Consider the following 14047-nt stretch of genomic DNA (forward strand, 5'->3'; position numbering starts at 1 on the left):
ATCGGCTGCGAGGGGGCTGCGAGAGTGCTGTGGGGGATTGGCTGCTGGGCAGCTGTGGGGGATTGGCTGCGGGGGTGCTGCGGGGCGTCTGTCCTGCGCCTGCCGGTCGTTTTGGGTCGGGGCCGGTCCGGGGATATCCGTCCTCGGTCTGGCGCGGAATCGGTCTGCTTTCTTGGGAGCCCGAGTTGACGCGCCAGCCGCTGCGGGCGGACACCCCCGGACCGGCCCCTTCGGTTGTCCGGCGGCTGCGGGGCGTGGGGCGTCCCCGTCGCGTGGCTGCCCCGAGGTTGAGAACCGGTGTTTCTTGTGATGGCGGAGAATGAGGGCATGGCTGGAGCTGGGGAGGAACGGGCTCGGCACTGGCAGTTTGCGGAGTTGCCCGGTGTCGATCTGTTGCGGGCTCGGTATGTGCAGAAGACCTTTGTCCGGCATACGCACGAGAACTTCGTCATCGCCGCCATTGCCGACGGTGTCGAGGTCTTTCATCACGGTGGGGCCGATCAGTACGCGGGGGCCGGGTCTCTCGCGCTGGTCAATCCCGATACGCCGCACACGGGGCGGGCGGGGATTCCTGAGGGTTGGCGGTACGGGGCCGTCTATCCGTCGCCGGAGCTGGTGGCGGAGATCGCTGCCGAGACCACCGCTCTTCGTGGTACTCCGGGCTTCGTGAGGCCGGTTCTCGATGATCCGTATGCCGTGAGGCTGGTTCATCAGGTGTTGCGGGCCGCCGATGAGGGCAACGCGCTGGCCGCCGACACGTTGTTGCGCGTTGCCGTGACCCGGTTGCTGCGGGTGAACGGCGGGCCGTTGCCGGAGCGGGTTCTGCGGACGGCGGGGGCCGGGGTCGCGGCACGCGCGCGTGCCGTTCTTGAGGAACAGATCGTGGAGCCGCCCACTCTGGAGCGGCTCGCCGGTGATCTGGGGACCAGCCCCTTCGCTTTGTTGCGTGCCTTTCGGGACGCCTACGGGATGCCCCCGCACGCGTGGCTGACCGATGTCCGGGTACGGCGTGCGCGTCGGTTGCTGGACTCGGGTGTCCCGCCCGCGGAGGCGGCCGTCGCGGTGGGGTTCACGGATCAGCCGCACCTCAACCGGCATTTCACGCGGATCGTGGGTGTGCCGCCGGGTGCCTATCAGCGCGAGCGCAAGAACGTACAAGAATCGCGGCGGGAGGTTCTCGTACCGTCCGGGCGTGGCAGAACACGCAGCTCTCGCAGACATACGCAGTGAAGACGGCGGAAAACCCGACGCCGCTGTCGTACGGGACGCCCTCGGAGTCGGGATCGCCGTCGGACTGTCCGGTTTCGCCTTCGGCGTGACCTCGGCGGGCAGCGGGCTCACGCTGCTGCAGACCTGCGCACTGAGCCTTCTGGTGTTCACCGGCGCCTCCCAGTTCGCTCTGGTGGGGGCGCTGGCCGGCGGAGGCAACCCGTTCACCGCCGCGGCGGGCGCGTTCTTCCTGGGGGTGCGCAACGCCTTCTACGGGTTGCGGCTATCGCAGTTGTTGGCCCTCCCGCGCGCGGTGCGGCCGTTCGCCGCCCAGTGGGTCATCGACGAGACCACCGCCGTGGCCCTCGCCCAGCCCACGCGGCGCGCCGTGCGGATCGGCTTCACCGTCACCGGGCTCACCCTCTACGTGCTGTGGAATCTCACCACCCTGCTCGGCGCGCTGGGCGCCGACGCCATCGGCGACACCGACGCCTGGGGCCTGGACGCGGCCGGGCCCGCCGTCTTTCTGGCGCTGCTCGCGCCCATGCTCAGGACCACCATGGAGCGGGTTGTCGCGGGGCTCGCGGTCGTCCTGGGGCTCGGGCTGTTGCCTGTCCTGCCTGCCGGTGTTCCCGTCCTGGTGGCCGCGCTCGCCGCCCCGGTCGTCCTGTGGGCGCAAGGGCGTCGTCCGGCGCGTACCGGGACGGCCGAAGACGACGACACCGTGGGGGAGGGGCGTTGAACATCTGGATCGCGATCGGTCTCACCGCCGTCGGGTGCTATGCCGTCAAGCTCATCGGGCTGCTGATCCCTGCGGGCCTCCTGGAGCGGCCGCTGGTTCAGAGGCTTGCCGCTCTGCTGCCCGTCGCCCTCCTGGCCGCCCTCACGGCCCAGCAGACCTTCGCCGACGGACGCGTCCTGGTGCTGGACGCGAAGGCCGCGGGGCTTGCCGCGGCTGCCGTGGCGTTGCTGCTGCGGGCCCCGTTCCTGCTGGTCGTCGCTGCGGCTGTGCTCGTTACGGCGGGGGTGCGGGCGATGACCGGCTGAAGGGACGGGAGGGGGCTGAGGTGGTGTTGGTCTTGGGAGGGGGCGTCCGGGTGGGCTGGTGAGGGGGCACGCGTGCGTGTGCCCCCTGATCGAGGCCCCGTCTGCGACCGGCAGCGACAGCGGTAGTTGGTGACCGGTGATCGGCTTGGTCAGGTCGGCGCGTGGACCGGTGTCGATGTCAGCCGACGGGCAGCCCGTAGGCGCGCAGGGTGCGCAGGGCCTCGATCGTCACGATCGGGCGTGCCTCCAGAGCCGTACCCGGTGCCCACTGGCGCCGGCGGACCGGCCAGCCGCCGTCCTTCTGCTGTTGGCTCACCAGGAACTCCAGGGAGCCCGTCATCTCGGCGTCGGTGAACCACGCGCGCGCGAGTGAGCCCGGTGTCTTCGCGTAGTCGTACGGGAAGTGGTGCTCTCCGGGCGCGTAACCGGGGGCCACGGGGAACGCGTCGGGACGCGCCGGGTCCAGCGCCGCGAGCCGGTGTTCGCGCACCAGGCGACCGAGGCGGTCGGCGGCCGCCTCCGCGCGCGGGCGGTCGGGCGCCGAGTCCAGGAAGGCCACGGCCGCCTCGATCTCGTACGGATGCGACTTGTCCAGGGACTCCACCGCATGCCAGCAGAAGTCGGTGGCCCTGAACAGCCAGGCGTGCCAGACCTCGTTGCGGTGCAACAGGCCCACCACGGGGCCGGTGGCGAGGAGTTCGCTGGGCGGGTCGTCGACGACCGGCAGGAAGGGCGCCGTCGGATAGCCGCGCTGGCTGGGATGGATCGTCGGCAGCGCGCCGTCCTGCGTCGACACGGAGGTCAGATAGCGGCACATGCGCTCCACCCGCTGCCCGCCACAGCGCCCGATCGAGTCCAGGACGCCCAGTGCGTGCCCGGTGTGCAGGGGCTGGCTGACCGGGCCGCGCAGATCGGGTTCCAGCGCGTGACCGTACCCGTCGTCCTCGTTGCGGTAGGCGGACAGCGCGGTCTCGACCGCGTCGGCGTCGCCGCCCAAGAAGTGGTACGCGAAACGGCGCTGCTCCAGCACGCGCGCGGTGAGCCAGACGAAGTGCCCGGCGCGGGCGAGGGGGGTGTGCGCCGGGGGCGTCGGGGGGAGTGGGGATGCTCCTGTTTCGGCCATGAGTCAGACCGTAGGACGGAAAGCGTTCTCGGCAAGCGGTCCCGGCTCGGGCCCACTCTCAGGGGCGGGATACTGGAGTCATGCGGTTGACGGTCTTCTGGCAGCGGATGGCGGATCACTTCGGAGCGGGGTACGCCGACACCTTCGCGCGCGATCATGTGATGTCGGAGCTCGGCGGGCGCACGGTGCGGCAGGCGCTGGACGCGGGCTGGGAGGCGAAGGACGTGTGGCGCGCGGTGTGTACCGCGGTGAACGTTCCCTACGAAAACCGCTGACGGGCCACGAAGATCCGGGGGCGGGGGCCGATTGTCGGAGGTGTGGGCGAGACTTGGTCCGTGGCATCGACAGATGAGACCGCGCACGTCGGTCAGCAGGCTTCCCCACTCGGCACGACACCTCCCGGGCCCCCGGCCGGGGGCGCGGCCGAGACGGGCGCCCGCATGCCGCGCTGGCTGCCGCGGGCCATGCTGCTCGCCCTCGCTCTCATCGCCTGTTTCCAGCTGGGCAGTTGGGCTTTCCACGAGCTGACCGGGCTGCTGATCAACGTCCTGATCGCGTTCTTCCTGGCCCTCGCCATAGAGCCCGCGGTGAGCTGGATGGCCTCGTTCGGCATGCGCAGGGGCCTGGCCACCGGGATCGTCTTCCTCTTCGTGATGATCGCGAGCGCGGGCTTCGTCACGCTGCTCGGCTCGATGCTCGCGGGACAGATCATCGACATGGTCGAGGACTTCCCGAAGTATGTCGACTCGGTGATCAGCTGGATCAACACGACCTTCCACACGGAGCTCAGCCGCGTCGACATCCAGGAGGGCCTGCTGCGCTCCGACTGGCTGCGGAAGTACGTGCAGAACAGCGCGAGCGGCGTCCTGGACGTGTCCACTCAGGTGCTGGGCGGGCTCTTCCAGCTCCTGACGATCACACTGTTCGCCTTCTACTTCGCCGCCGACGGCCCGCGGCTGCGGCGCGCCCTGTGCTCCGTACTGCCGCCCGCCCGGCAGGCCGAGGTGCTGCGCGCGTGGGAGATCGCCGTCAACAAGACCGGCGGCTATCTGTACTCGCGCGGGCTGATGGCACTGATCTCCGGCGTAGCGCACTACATCCTGCTGGAGTCCCTCGGCGTGAACTACGCGCCCGTGCTCGCCGTCTGGGTGGGTCTGGTCTCGCAGTTCATCCCCACCATCGGTACGTACCTCGCGGGCGCCCTGCCGATGCTGATCGCCTTCACGGTCGATCCCTGGTACGCGCTGTGGGTGCTGATCTTCGTCGTGGTCTACCAGCAGTTCGAGAACTACGTGCTGCAGCCCAAGTTGACCGCGAAGACCGTGGACATCCACCCGGCGGTCGCCTTCGGGTCGGTCATCGCGGGCACCGCACTCCTCGGCGCGGTCGGCGCGCTGATCGCCATCCCGGCGGTCGCCACGCTCCAGGCCTTCCTGGGGGCCTACGTGAAGCGGTACGACGTCACGGACGACCCGCGGGTCCACGGCCGCCGCGAGCGGGGTACGAGCACTCTCCTCGCACGCATACGACGCGCGCTGAAGGGGCCCCGCGAGACGCGGACGGCGGAGGACGAAGAGCCCCGCGGCACCGCGTAGCGCACCGGCGGGGCCGCCCGTACGACCCTGGAAGCAGCCGGGTGGTACGGCTCGCGACACGCCTCCGGCGAAGCGCGTGGTGCGCTTGACACCAAAATCGAACATCCATTCTGATGGAGGCTCCGGCCAAGCCAGAGACGGGATGTCGACGGGGATTTCGTGGAGAAGCGCCCGAGTTATCCACAGGCCGGAGGGGCGTCGGGGCGCATTGTCAGTGGCAGGCGTTAGCGTCTTTGACGTGAAGCGATCGACTCAAGCAAATCGGGTGGAACCCATGGCAGCAGGTACTGACCGCGAGAAGGCGCTCGACGCCGCTCTCGCACAAATTGAACGGCAATTCGGCAAGGGCGCGGTGATGCGCCTCGGCGAGCGGCCGAACGAGCCCATCGAGGTCATCCACACAGGGTCGACCGCACTCGATGTCGCCCTTGGCGTCGGTGGTCTGCCGCGCGGCCGAGTGGTCGAGGTGTACGGCCCGGAGTCCTCCGGAAAGACGACCCTGACCCTGCACGCGGTGGCGAACGCGCAGAAGGCCGGCGGCCAGGTGGCCTTCGTCGACGCGGAGCACGCCCTCGACCCCGAGTACGCGAAGAAGCTCGGCGTCGACATCGACAACCTGATCCTGTCGCAGCCGGACAACGGCGAGCAGGCTCTGGAAATCGTGGACATGCTGGTCCGCTCCGGCGCCCTCGACCTCATCGTCATCGACTCCGTCGCCGCCCTCGTGCCGCGCGCGGAGATCGAGGGCGAGATGGGTGACTCGCACGTGGGTCTCCAGGCCCGCCTGATGAGCCAGGCCCTCCGGAAGATCACCAGCGCGCTCAACCAGTCGAAGACCACGGCGATCTTCATCAACCAGCTGCGCGAGAAGATCGGCGTGATGTTCGGCTCCCCGGAGACCACGACCGGTGGCCGGGCGCTCAAGTTCTATGCCTCGGTGCGACTCGACATCCGCCGTATCGAGACGCTGAAGGACGGCACGGACGCGGTCGGCAACCGCACCCGCGTCAAGGTCGTCAAGAACAAGGTCGCCCCGCCCTTCAAGCAGGCCGAGTTCGACATCCTCTACGGGCAGGGCATCAGCCGCGAGGGCGGCCTGATCGACATGGGCGTGGAGAACGGCTTCGTCCGCAAGGCCGGCGCCTGGTACACGTACGAGGGCGACCAGCTCGGCCAGGGCAAGGAGAACGCTCGCAACTTCCTGAAGGACAACCCCGACCTCGCCAACGAGATCGAGAAGAAGATCCTGGAGAAGCTGGGTGTCGGTGTGAAGCCGGAGAAGCCCACCGCCGAGCCGGGCGCGGACGCGGCGGTGTCGGCGGCGTCGGACGAGGCCGCGAAGACGGTTCCCGCTCCCGCAGCCAAGGCCGTCAAGCCCAAGGCCGCGGCGGCCAAGAGCTAGTCCGTGACACGGCGAACCGACTGGGCCGAGTACGTCGACCCCGCCGCCTCCGAAGGGAAGAGGCGCGGGGGTGACAGCGGCACGGCCGGAGACAGCGACAGGGCGTACGACGCCGACGGGTCGTACGGTCACGGTCTCGGGGCCTGGGACGCCGAGGCTGCGTACGGCGATCCGGAGGGGGACGGACGGCCGGACGATGGTCCGTACCGCGGCGACGGTCCGCGGGACGGTGACACCACGCCGAGCGGCGGCTCGCGCCGAGGCTCCGGCCGACGCGATGCCGATGGCTGGTCGTACGGGGGCGACGGGCCGCAGAGCACGGGGGAGCGGGGTGCCGGAGCCTCACGCGGTGGCGGCCGTGGTGGTCGGGGTCGCGGTCGGCGGCGTGGTTTCGGCGAATCGTCAACCGAGGGCGAACCACAGGACGGAGGCCCCTCTGCCTCGTCGAGGGCCGAGAAGGGGGAGCCCCCAGGGGACCCGGCTGAGCGGGCGCGCGGCATCTGCCTGCGCCTGCTCACCGGGACCCCGCGCACGCGGAAACAGCTCGCGGACGCGTTGCGCAAGCGCGAGATCCCGGACGACGTGGCGGACGAGGTGCTCTCCCGTTTCGAAGAGGTCGGGCTGATCAACGACAGTGCCTTCGCGGACGCCTGGGTGGAGTCCCGGCATCACGGCCGGGGCCTGGCCCGGCGGGCGCTCGCCCGGGAGTTGCGGACCAAGGGCGTGGACTCCGCACTGATCGACGAGGCCGTCGGACAGCTCGACTCCGAACAGGAGGAGACGACGGCACGCGAGCTCGTCGCCCGCAGACTGCGTTCCACGCGCGGCCTCGACCGCGACAAGCGGATACGACGCCTCGCGAGCATGCTCGCCCGCAAGGGCTACTCCGAGGGCATGGCCCTCAGAGTGGTCCGGCAGGCGCTGGAGGAAGAGGGCGAGGACACGGAGTTCCTCGATGACGGCGAGGGGTTCTGAGACAGGCCCTTGAGGAGGCGTGAGGCTGCCTCCGGGCCGACCGGTTCCGGGCCCCGGGCACGGTGGACGCGCGGGGGCGCCCATCGCGTCCGGGGCCGGGACGGGTGGAGCGGGCAGGGCGGAGGCCAGCTGGGCGGAGCGCGTGCTTCCGACACCAGCGCCAGCTCCGATGTCAGCGCCGACATCGGAGTCGGAAGCCCGCGCCGGCGCCGGAGAACCCCGACCCTGACCCCGGACGAGTGACAACTCCCTTCCGGGGAGCCCCTGTTGCCATGAGTGAGGGTGGGGTTAACCCCCGGTCCAAGACGCTGGCCGACCGCAGTGCACAGACCCCTGTGCACAGGCGACTGTGTACGCATGGCACAGGAACCCGGCGCAACCGACCCCGCTGAGCCGGGACACACACGTCCCGATCCCGCGAAGCCGGAGCACACAGCTCCCGACCCCGACCCTCGCCCGGCCCCCGTCGAGCTCTCCGACCTCGCCGCGCTCAAGGCACTTGCCCAGCCCCGGCGGCAGTGGATGCTGCAGCACCTCACCGTGCACGGCCCCGCCACATCCGCGACGCTCGCCAGGGCGCTCGGGCTCAACACCGGGGCCACCAGCTACCACCTGCGCGAACTCGCGCGCTACGGCTTCGTCGAGGAGACGGGTGCCGCCGGACACGGCCGCGAACGTTGGTGGCGAGCCGTCCCCGGTGACCGTCGCTTCCCGCCGCGCAGCCGCCAGAGCCCCGAGATGCGGCTCGTGATGGACGAGCTGAACCACCACGCGTACGCCGCCGACCTCGAACTCTTCGAGCAACTCCAGTGGGACGCGGTCGACGAGCCATGGGCCGACGCCTTCCCGTACTCGCGAGGCACGATCCGGCTGACGCTCCCCGAACTGCGCGAGTTCTTCGAGGAGTACATCGCGCTCCTCAACCGCTACAAGCGCCCCGAGGCGGACACACCGGCCGACGCGCGCACGGTACTCACCCGGTTCCTCGCCTTCCCCGCCCAGGCCGCCTCAGCAGAAGCGCCCACCCGCGATACCCCGCCCGACTCGGCGCCCGGCTCCACTCCTGACACCGCAGACGACGGAAGAGAGACCGAGACCTCATGATGCTTCGCTACGCCCTGCGGACCGTCCGCCACCGCAAAGGCGGATTCCTCGGTGCCTTCCTCGCCCTGATGTGTGCGGCCGCCCTCATCACGGCCTGCGGCGCCCTCCTCGAAACCGGACTGCGCGGCACCATCGGCACCGAGCGCTACGCCGCCGCCCCCATCGTGGTCTCCGCCGACCAGAACGTTCACCGGACCACCGTCAAGCACAAGAAGGGCAAGACGAAGACCAAACACAAGGCCAAGCCCATCTCAGAACGGGCCTGGCTGGCCGAGAACCTCACCACGACGCTCGGCCGAGTCCCCGGCGCCCGTCGCGTCATCCCCGAACTGACCTTCCTCGCCGAGCCGTTGATACCGACAGGCACAGGCACCGGCGGCCGGACCGCCTACGGCCACGCCTGGGACTCCGCTGCCCTCACTCCGTACGCCCTCACCACCGGAACCCCTCCCCGAGCCCGGGACGATCTGGTCGTCGACCGTTATCTCGCCGACCGAGCCCGACTGAAGCCGGGGGACCGCCTCACCGTCCAGTCCACCCAGAGCCCGCGCACGTATCGCGTCACCGGCATCGCCGCGCCCACCGGAGACGACCTACGCCACCAGACCTCGCTCTTCTTCTCCGCCGCCGAAGCCCGGCGCCTCGCCGCGCACCCGGGCCAGGTCACGGCGATCGGCGTCGTCCCGGCCGAGGGCACCGACACCGCCGACCTCAAAGCGGCCGTGGCCAAGGCGCTGCATGGCACGACCGCGCAGGTCAGCACTGGTGACGAGCGAGGTTCCGTCGAGTTCCTGGACGCGGCAGCCGCCCGGATCAAGCTCGTCAGCATGGGCGGAGCGATGGGCGGCACGTCCCTGCTCGTCGCCGTACTCGTGGTCGTCGGCACCTTCGCGCTCTCCGTGCAGCAGAGGCACCGCGAACTCGCCCTGCTGCGCGCCATCGCCGCCACATCAGGGCAGATCCGCAAGCTCCTCGGCCGCGAGGCCCTGCTGATCGGCGCGGCCGCCGGAGTCACCGGAGCGCTCGCGGGGCTGCCGCTCGGGAGCTGGCTGCACGGCAGGTTCGTCGCCCTGGGCGCCGTGCCTGCCACGCTTCAGCACACCGTCAGCGTGTTCCCGCTGTTCGCCGCCATCGCCGCCACGCTCATCGGTGCCTGGGCCGCCGCCCGTGTCTCCTCACGCCGCATCGCCCGTATTCGCCCGGCCGAGGCACTCTCCGAGGCCGGCGCCGAGCGCAGCCGCCCCGCCTGGGGGCGCATCATCGCGGGGCTCGTGCTGCTCGCCGGAGGTACGGTCCTCGTCGCCGTACTCAGCATCCTGCGCACCGAGCCGGCGTCGACTCCCGTGACGTTCCTGGCCGTTGTCGTCCTCGCCTCGTCCGTCGCGCTGCTCGGCCCGCTCCTGGTGAGGGCGGCCGCGGCGGTCCTGGGCGCCCCGCTGCGACTCAGCGGCCCGGGTGGCAGGCTCGCCACCGCCAATCTGCGGGGCAACGCCGCCCGCATGGCCTCCGTCGTCACGCCGCTCACCCTCCTCATCGGTATGACCTGCACCGTCCTCTTCGTCCAGCCGACGCTGGGACACGCCGCGCGCACCCAGGCCCGCGAGGGCATCCGCGCGGACTGGGTCCTCGCCGCCGAGGGCCCCGGCGTCCCGGCGCAGGCCGCACGGCAGCTGCGTACGGACCGCGATGTGGCCACCGAGGTCGTCCGGACGACCGTTCGTGTCGGCCTCGACAAGTACGCGGCACAGGGCGTCAGCCCCGCCGGCCTGACCCGCACCTGGGACCCCGACGTCACCGCGGGCTCCCTCGCCGAGCTCACGCACAACACCGTCGCCGTCAGCGAACTCGCCGCGGACCAGCTCCACTTGAAGCCCGGCAGCACGCTGAAGCTCACCCTCGGGGACGGCACGCCCGCCACCCTCACCGTCGTCGCCGTCTACGCCAAGGGACTCGGCTTCGGCGACCTCACCATGGCCCACGACCTGGTCGCCCGCCATGTCGACAACCCGCTCGCGGCCACGGTCCTCGTCTCCACCGCCCGTTCACAGGAAGAACTCGCGGCCGCCGTCCGGAAGTTCCCGGGTGTCCGGGTCGTCTCACCGGCCACCGCTGACTCGTTGCAGGCCGAGCGGCTGCAGGCGAACGCCGAGGTCAACTACTTCGCCATGGGGCTCGTTCTCGCCTTCACGGCCATCGCGGTCGTCAACACGCTCGCCATGTCGGTCTCCGAGCGCGTACGGGAGTTCGCGTTGCTCCGCCTCGCCGGTGCCACGCGTCGCCAGGTACTGCGGATGCTGCGGACGGAGGCACTGTTGGTGCTGCTCCTGGCCACGACCCTCGGGAGCGGCATCGCGCTCGCCGTCCTCACGGCCTTCAGCATCGGGATGACAGGCAGCGCGGCTCCGGCCGTCACACCCCTGGTGTACGTCACGGTGGTCGCAGCCGCCGGACTGCTCGCCCTCGTCGGCACCACGCTGCCGGGCCGGGTGGCCCTCAAGGCGCGGCCGGTCACCGTGGCCACGGCCAGGGAGTAAGGGGTGGTACGCAATGGTGGGGGCCCCTTACGCGAAGGGCCCCCACCGCTACATATGCCCAACGAGGCGTCGAAGTACGCCGACAGGGGAGGCTTTGTGACCGACAGTTGAAGAAGAGGCCCGCGCCCGGATGAGACTGTCCGACCGGAGGCCTGAGAAGCCACCGGCAGCCCAGCTACCGTCGTCCGGTCACCGGCACTGCAGTCACCGGTAGTCCATCCACCGTCAGCCCAGTCACCGGCAGGCCCGCCGCCCGCCAAGCCTGGAAGCCGCCCACCAGGTCTGTCGCCCGGTGCAGTCCCAACTGGCGCAGGGACGCGGCCGCGAGGCTCGATGCGTAGCCCTCGTTGCAGACGATCACAACGCGCAGGGCGTGGCTCGTCGCTTCGGGAGCGCGATGGCTGCCCTGGGGGTCGAGGCGCCACTCCAGTTCGTTGCGCTCGACGACGAGGGCGCCGGGGATCAGTCCGTCGCGCTCGCGCAGTGCCGTGTACCGGATGTCGACCAGCAGGGCCTCGCCCGCCCGCGCGGCGTCGTGGGCGGCGTCGGCCCCGACCCGGTCGAGGCCCTCACGGACCCGCTCCAGCAACTCGTCGATCCCGACCGGGCTTTCGGCTCGCGGACGGCCTTCGGCGGTCACTGCCAGTCCGCCGGGCGCTCGACCTGCTCAAGGCGCAGCACCTGGCCGCTGCGGCTGTAGCGCCGGATCTGCGGCAGCGGCGGGTAGTAGGCGTGGACGGAGATCGCGTGCTCCTCCGTGGACTCGTTCAGTACCTCGTGCACATGGTGGCGGCCGAAAGAACGGCCCTTGCCGGCCCCCAGCCGCCGTTCCCGGTCGATGCCCTCGGTCAGTTCGAGGGTCTTCCAGCCGTCGGTGGGCAGCCGGGCGGTGAGCGAGTTCTCCTTGAGTTCGCCCGACGCCGTGAGGAAGGCGCCGACCGACTCGGCGTGGTCGTGCCAGCCGGTGCCCGTGCCGGGCGGCCAGCCGATGAGCCAGGCCTCGCTGCCGCCCGGCCCTTCGAGGCGTACCCACGTACGGCCCTCGGGGTCGAGCGGGAGAGAGGCGATCAGCTCGGCGTCTGCGGCCGTGCGCCGGACGAAGTCGAGCAGCTCGGCCTGCGTGGGGCCGTGGGCCGGAGCGGGGGCAGAGGCAGAGGGTGTCAGGGAAGGGGAGACAGACACGGGTACCGTCCTGGTGAGCGTTCGCGTGGAGCGCGCGGGAACGACGTCGGCGACGCGCGCGGGTGGAGAGGATGCGAATTCAGCAGGACGGGCGACACACGCAGCCCGCATAGCGGACGAGGTCCATATGGACCCTCCGCCACAGGCGCACACAGGTGTCGGTCACGATCCGGAGTACACCATGGCGGTCCGGACCGGTCAACTCAGTGTCACCGACTGGACAGAGAGCGCTCAGGACGTCCCCGCCGCGGCCTCCGCCGTGGCCCGGGGGCCGCCCAGAGCCGCCTCCGCCGCCTCGTACAGATCCGCCGGGCGCACCCCGCTGAACGCCGCGACCAGGTGCCCGTCAGGGCGGATCAGCAGCACCGTGTGCGCCGCCGCACCCGGGTAGCTCTCGGCGACCAGCAGCTCGGCGTGGTGCGGCAGCGCGGTCACGGCGGCCGCGAGACGCGGCATGATCCCGGCCGTCACCCAGTGCTTGCGCTCCCACACCCCGGTCCCCGGCGCGATCAGCAGGACCAGCAGCGCCCCGTGGCCCAGCCGGTCCCGCAGCCGTACGAAGGAACCGTCCTCCGCCGTCACCCGTACATCGGCGACCTGGTCGCCCACCGCCGTGCCGACCTCGGCCGACGACTCGGCGCGTGGAGGCGCGAGCGGCGAATCGGCGTACGCCCCCGGCGCGCCCAGCGGTCCGCGCCCCAGATGGCCGTCGGTGAGCAACGAGTCATGGCCGCGGGCCGACCCGGGCACCGCGGAACGCAGTCCTCCGGCGCGCAGTATCGGCAGCGCCTGGTCCGCGGCGCGCAGGCGCGCGGCGACGACCGCGCGCCGTTCCACCTGGTAACTGTCGAGCAGCGCCTCGTGCGGGCCGTGGTGCCAGGCGAGGGATAGCTTCCACGCGAGGTTGTCGGCGTCCCGCAGACCGTCGTCGAGGCCCTGTGTGCCGAGCGCACCGAGCAGATGCGCGGCGTCCCCGGCCAGGAAGACACGTCCGGCGCGCCACCGCCGCGCCAGCCGGTGGTGCACCGTGTGGACTCCTGTGTCCAGCAGCTCGTACGGGGGCGTGGTGCCCCCGCTCCAGCCCGCGAGGGTCTCACGGACGCGCGCCACCAGCAGGTCCGGCGTGACCAGGTCCTTGCCCGGCGGCAGCAGCCAGTCCAGGCGCCACACGTCGTCGGCGAGCGGACGTGCGGTCACCTCCCCGGCCGAGGGGCCCGACGTCCGCCACGGCGGCATCCGGTGCAACAACGCCTCACCGGGCCACGGAAGTTCCGTACGCAGCGCGGCGACGGCGTGTCGCTCGACGGCGGTGCGACCGGGGAAGCGGATGTCCTGGAGCTTGCGCACCGTCGAGCGCGGTCCGTCGCAGCCGATCAGATAGCTGCCGCGCCACCAGGTGCCCTTGGGCTCGCGGGTGTGCGCCGTGACGCCCGAGGTCTCCTGCTCGATCGAGTCGAGGCGGCTGTCCACGGCGACCCTGACCAGCCGCTCGGTCGCGATCGCGGCCCTGAGTGCGGCGGTCAGTACGTGCTGGGGGACGTGCAGCGGTGCGGGCTCGTCGTCGCCGAACGTGATCTGCCGCATCACCTGCTTGCGTCGCATCGACCGCCATCCGGCCCAACGGAAACCGGCCTCGGCCAGCGGGAACCCCGTCAGCCGCTCGATCAGCGCGGTGGTGTCCTCACGCAGTACGACGGTCCGCGCGAGCCTCTGTTCGTCCTTGCCGGGCCCCTCGTCCAGAACGATGGACGGGACCTCCTGGCGGGCCAGCGCCAGGGCGAGCGTGAGTCCGACGGGCCCCGCTCCGACGATGATCACCGGGTCCACGACGCGGCGCCCCCTGCCCGGAGAGGTGTGCCGAGTGTCTTACCGGGAG

At 71.1% G+C, this 14047-nt stretch carries 13 protein-coding genes and 1 pseudogene; 9 read left to right on the forward strand and 5 right to left on the reverse strand.

Annotation, left to right across the window (positions count from 1 at the left end; genetic code table 11):
- Positions 1 to 327 precede the first annotated feature (327 nt).
- From ACIBEI_RS36960 to ACIBEI_RS36970, 3 genes and pseudogenes are all read left to right on the forward strand, one after another.
- A pseudogene (locus tag ACIBEI_RS36960) lies at positions 328 to 1185 on the forward strand (AraC family transcriptional regulator); the annotation flags it as partial.
- Positions 1186 to 1192: 7 nt separating this feature from the next.
- The gene (locus ACIBEI_RS36965; RefSeq protein WP_398894876.1) at positions 1193 to 1951 is read left to right on the forward strand and encodes an AzlC family ABC transporter permease; all 759 of its coding nucleotides are present in this window, start codon (positions 1193 to 1195) and stop codon (positions 1949 to 1951) included.
- A complete protein-coding gene (locus ACIBEI_RS36970; RefSeq protein WP_326759256.1) occupies positions 1948 to 2256 on the forward strand; it encodes an AzlD domain-containing protein in 309 nt (102 codons plus the stop codon). The genes ACIBEI_RS36965 and ACIBEI_RS36970 overlap by 4 nt, the downstream gene beginning before the upstream one ends.
- A gap of 178 nt (positions 2257 to 2434) precedes the next feature.
- Here the strand turns inward: ACIBEI_RS36970 and ACIBEI_RS36975 are convergent, their stop codons facing one another.
- Positions 2435 to 3379 (reverse strand): hypothetical protein, encoded by a 945-nt coding sequence (locus ACIBEI_RS36975; protein ID WP_398894877.1) that lies wholly within the window; start codon positions 3377 to 3379, stop codon positions 2435 to 2437.
- 80 nt (positions 3380 to 3459) lie between these two features.
- Here ACIBEI_RS36975 and ACIBEI_RS36980 point away from each other — a divergent pair, with 80 nt between their 5' ends.
- The 6 genes from ACIBEI_RS36980 (at position 3460) to ACIBEI_RS37005 (ending at position 10989) form a co-directional block, all read left to right on the forward strand.
- The gene (locus tag ACIBEI_RS36980; RefSeq protein ID WP_055618504.1) at positions 3460 to 3654 is read left to right on the forward strand and encodes a DUF3046 domain-containing protein; all 195 of its coding nucleotides are present in this window, start codon (positions 3460 to 3462) and stop codon (positions 3652 to 3654) included.
- A 60-nt stretch (positions 3655 to 3714) separates the two neighbouring features.
- Complete coding sequence (locus ACIBEI_RS36985) at positions 3715 to 4974, forward strand: AI-2E family transporter (RefSeq protein ID WP_398894878.1); 1260 nt, start codon at positions 3715 to 3717, stop codon at positions 4972 to 4974.
- A 274-nt stretch (positions 4975 to 5248) separates the two neighbouring features.
- Positions 5249 to 6376, forward strand: coding sequence for a recombinase RecA (gene recA, locus ACIBEI_RS36990; RefSeq protein ID WP_398894879.1), 1128 nt, complete (start codon positions 5249 to 5251; stop codon positions 6374 to 6376).
- 3 nt (positions 6377 to 6379) lie between these two features.
- Entirely contained in the window at positions 6380 to 7351 is a 972-nt protein-coding gene (gene recX / locus ACIBEI_RS36995; protein WP_398894880.1) for a recombination regulator RecX, read from the forward strand.
- 357 nt (positions 7352 to 7708) lie between these two features.
- Positions 7709 to 8455 carry an ArsR/SmtB family transcription factor gene (locus ACIBEI_RS37000; RefSeq protein WP_398894881.1) on the forward strand — a complete coding sequence of 249 codons (747 nt, stop codon included), beginning with the start codon at positions 7709 to 7711 and terminating at the stop codon, positions 8453 to 8455.
- Positions 8452 to 10989 (forward strand): FtsX-like permease family protein, encoded by a 2538-nt coding sequence (locus ACIBEI_RS37005; protein WP_398894882.1) that lies wholly within the window; start codon positions 8452 to 8454, stop codon positions 10987 to 10989. The genes ACIBEI_RS37000 and ACIBEI_RS37005 overlap by 4 nt, the downstream gene beginning before the upstream one ends.
- 175 nt (positions 10990 to 11164) lie before the next feature.
- On the opposite strand, the gene ACIBEI_RS37010 is transcribed toward ACIBEI_RS37005, so the two are convergent.
- The 4 genes from ACIBEI_RS37010 to ACIBEI_RS37025 all read right to left on the reverse strand — a co-directional run bounded on the left by ACIBEI_RS37010 (position 11165) and on the right by ACIBEI_RS37025 (position 13998).
- Complete coding sequence (locus ACIBEI_RS37010; RefSeq protein WP_398894883.1) at positions 11165 to 11629, reverse strand: rhodanese-like domain-containing protein; 465 nt, start codon at positions 11627 to 11629, stop codon at positions 11165 to 11167.
- On the reverse strand, positions 11626 to 12171 hold the full coding sequence (locus ACIBEI_RS37015) for a cysteine dioxygenase (RefSeq protein ID WP_398894884.1): 546 nt from the start codon (positions 12169 to 12171) through the stop codon (positions 11626 to 11628). The genes ACIBEI_RS37010 and ACIBEI_RS37015 overlap by 4 nt, the downstream gene beginning before the upstream one ends.
- 79 nt (positions 12172 to 12250) lie before the next feature.
- The gene (locus ACIBEI_RS37020; RefSeq protein WP_313960178.1) at positions 12251 to 12337 is read right to left on the reverse strand and encodes a putative leader peptide; all 87 of its coding nucleotides are present in this window, start codon (positions 12335 to 12337) and stop codon (positions 12251 to 12253) included.
- Positions 12338 to 12402: 65 nt separating this feature from the next.
- Entirely contained in the window at positions 12403 to 13998 is a 1596-nt protein-coding gene (locus tag ACIBEI_RS37025; RefSeq protein WP_398894885.1) for an FAD-dependent monooxygenase, read from the reverse strand.
- Between the last annotated feature and the right edge of the window lie 49 nt (positions 13999 to 14047).

This window comes from Streptomyces sp. NPDC050988, from assembly GCF_044456225.1.
Taxonomy (GTDB): Bacteria; Actinomycetota; Actinomycetes; order Streptomycetales; family Streptomycetaceae; genus Streptomyces.

Excerpts from the sequence above, each read along its gene's own strand:
- ACIBEI_RS36975 (WP_398894877.1), bottom strand. The coding sequence starts at position 3,379 with ATGGCCGAAACAGGAGCATCCCCACTCCCCCCGACGCCCCCGGCGCAC.
- ACIBEI_RS36980 (WP_055618504.1), top strand. The coding sequence starts at position 3,460 with ATGCGGTTGACGGTCTTCTGGCAGCGGATGGCGGATCACTTCGGAGCG.
- recA (WP_398894879.1), top strand. The coding sequence starts at position 5,249 with ATGGCAGCAGGTACTGACCGCGAGAAGGCGCTCGACGCCGCTCTCGCA.
- ACIBEI_RS37000 (WP_398894881.1), top strand. The coding sequence starts at position 7,709 with ATGGCACAGGAACCCGGCGCAACCGACCCCGCTGAGCCGGGACACACA.
- ACIBEI_RS37005 (WP_398894882.1), top strand. The coding sequence starts at position 8,452 with ATGATGCTTCGCTACGCCCTGCGGACCGTCCGCCACCGCAAAGGCGGA.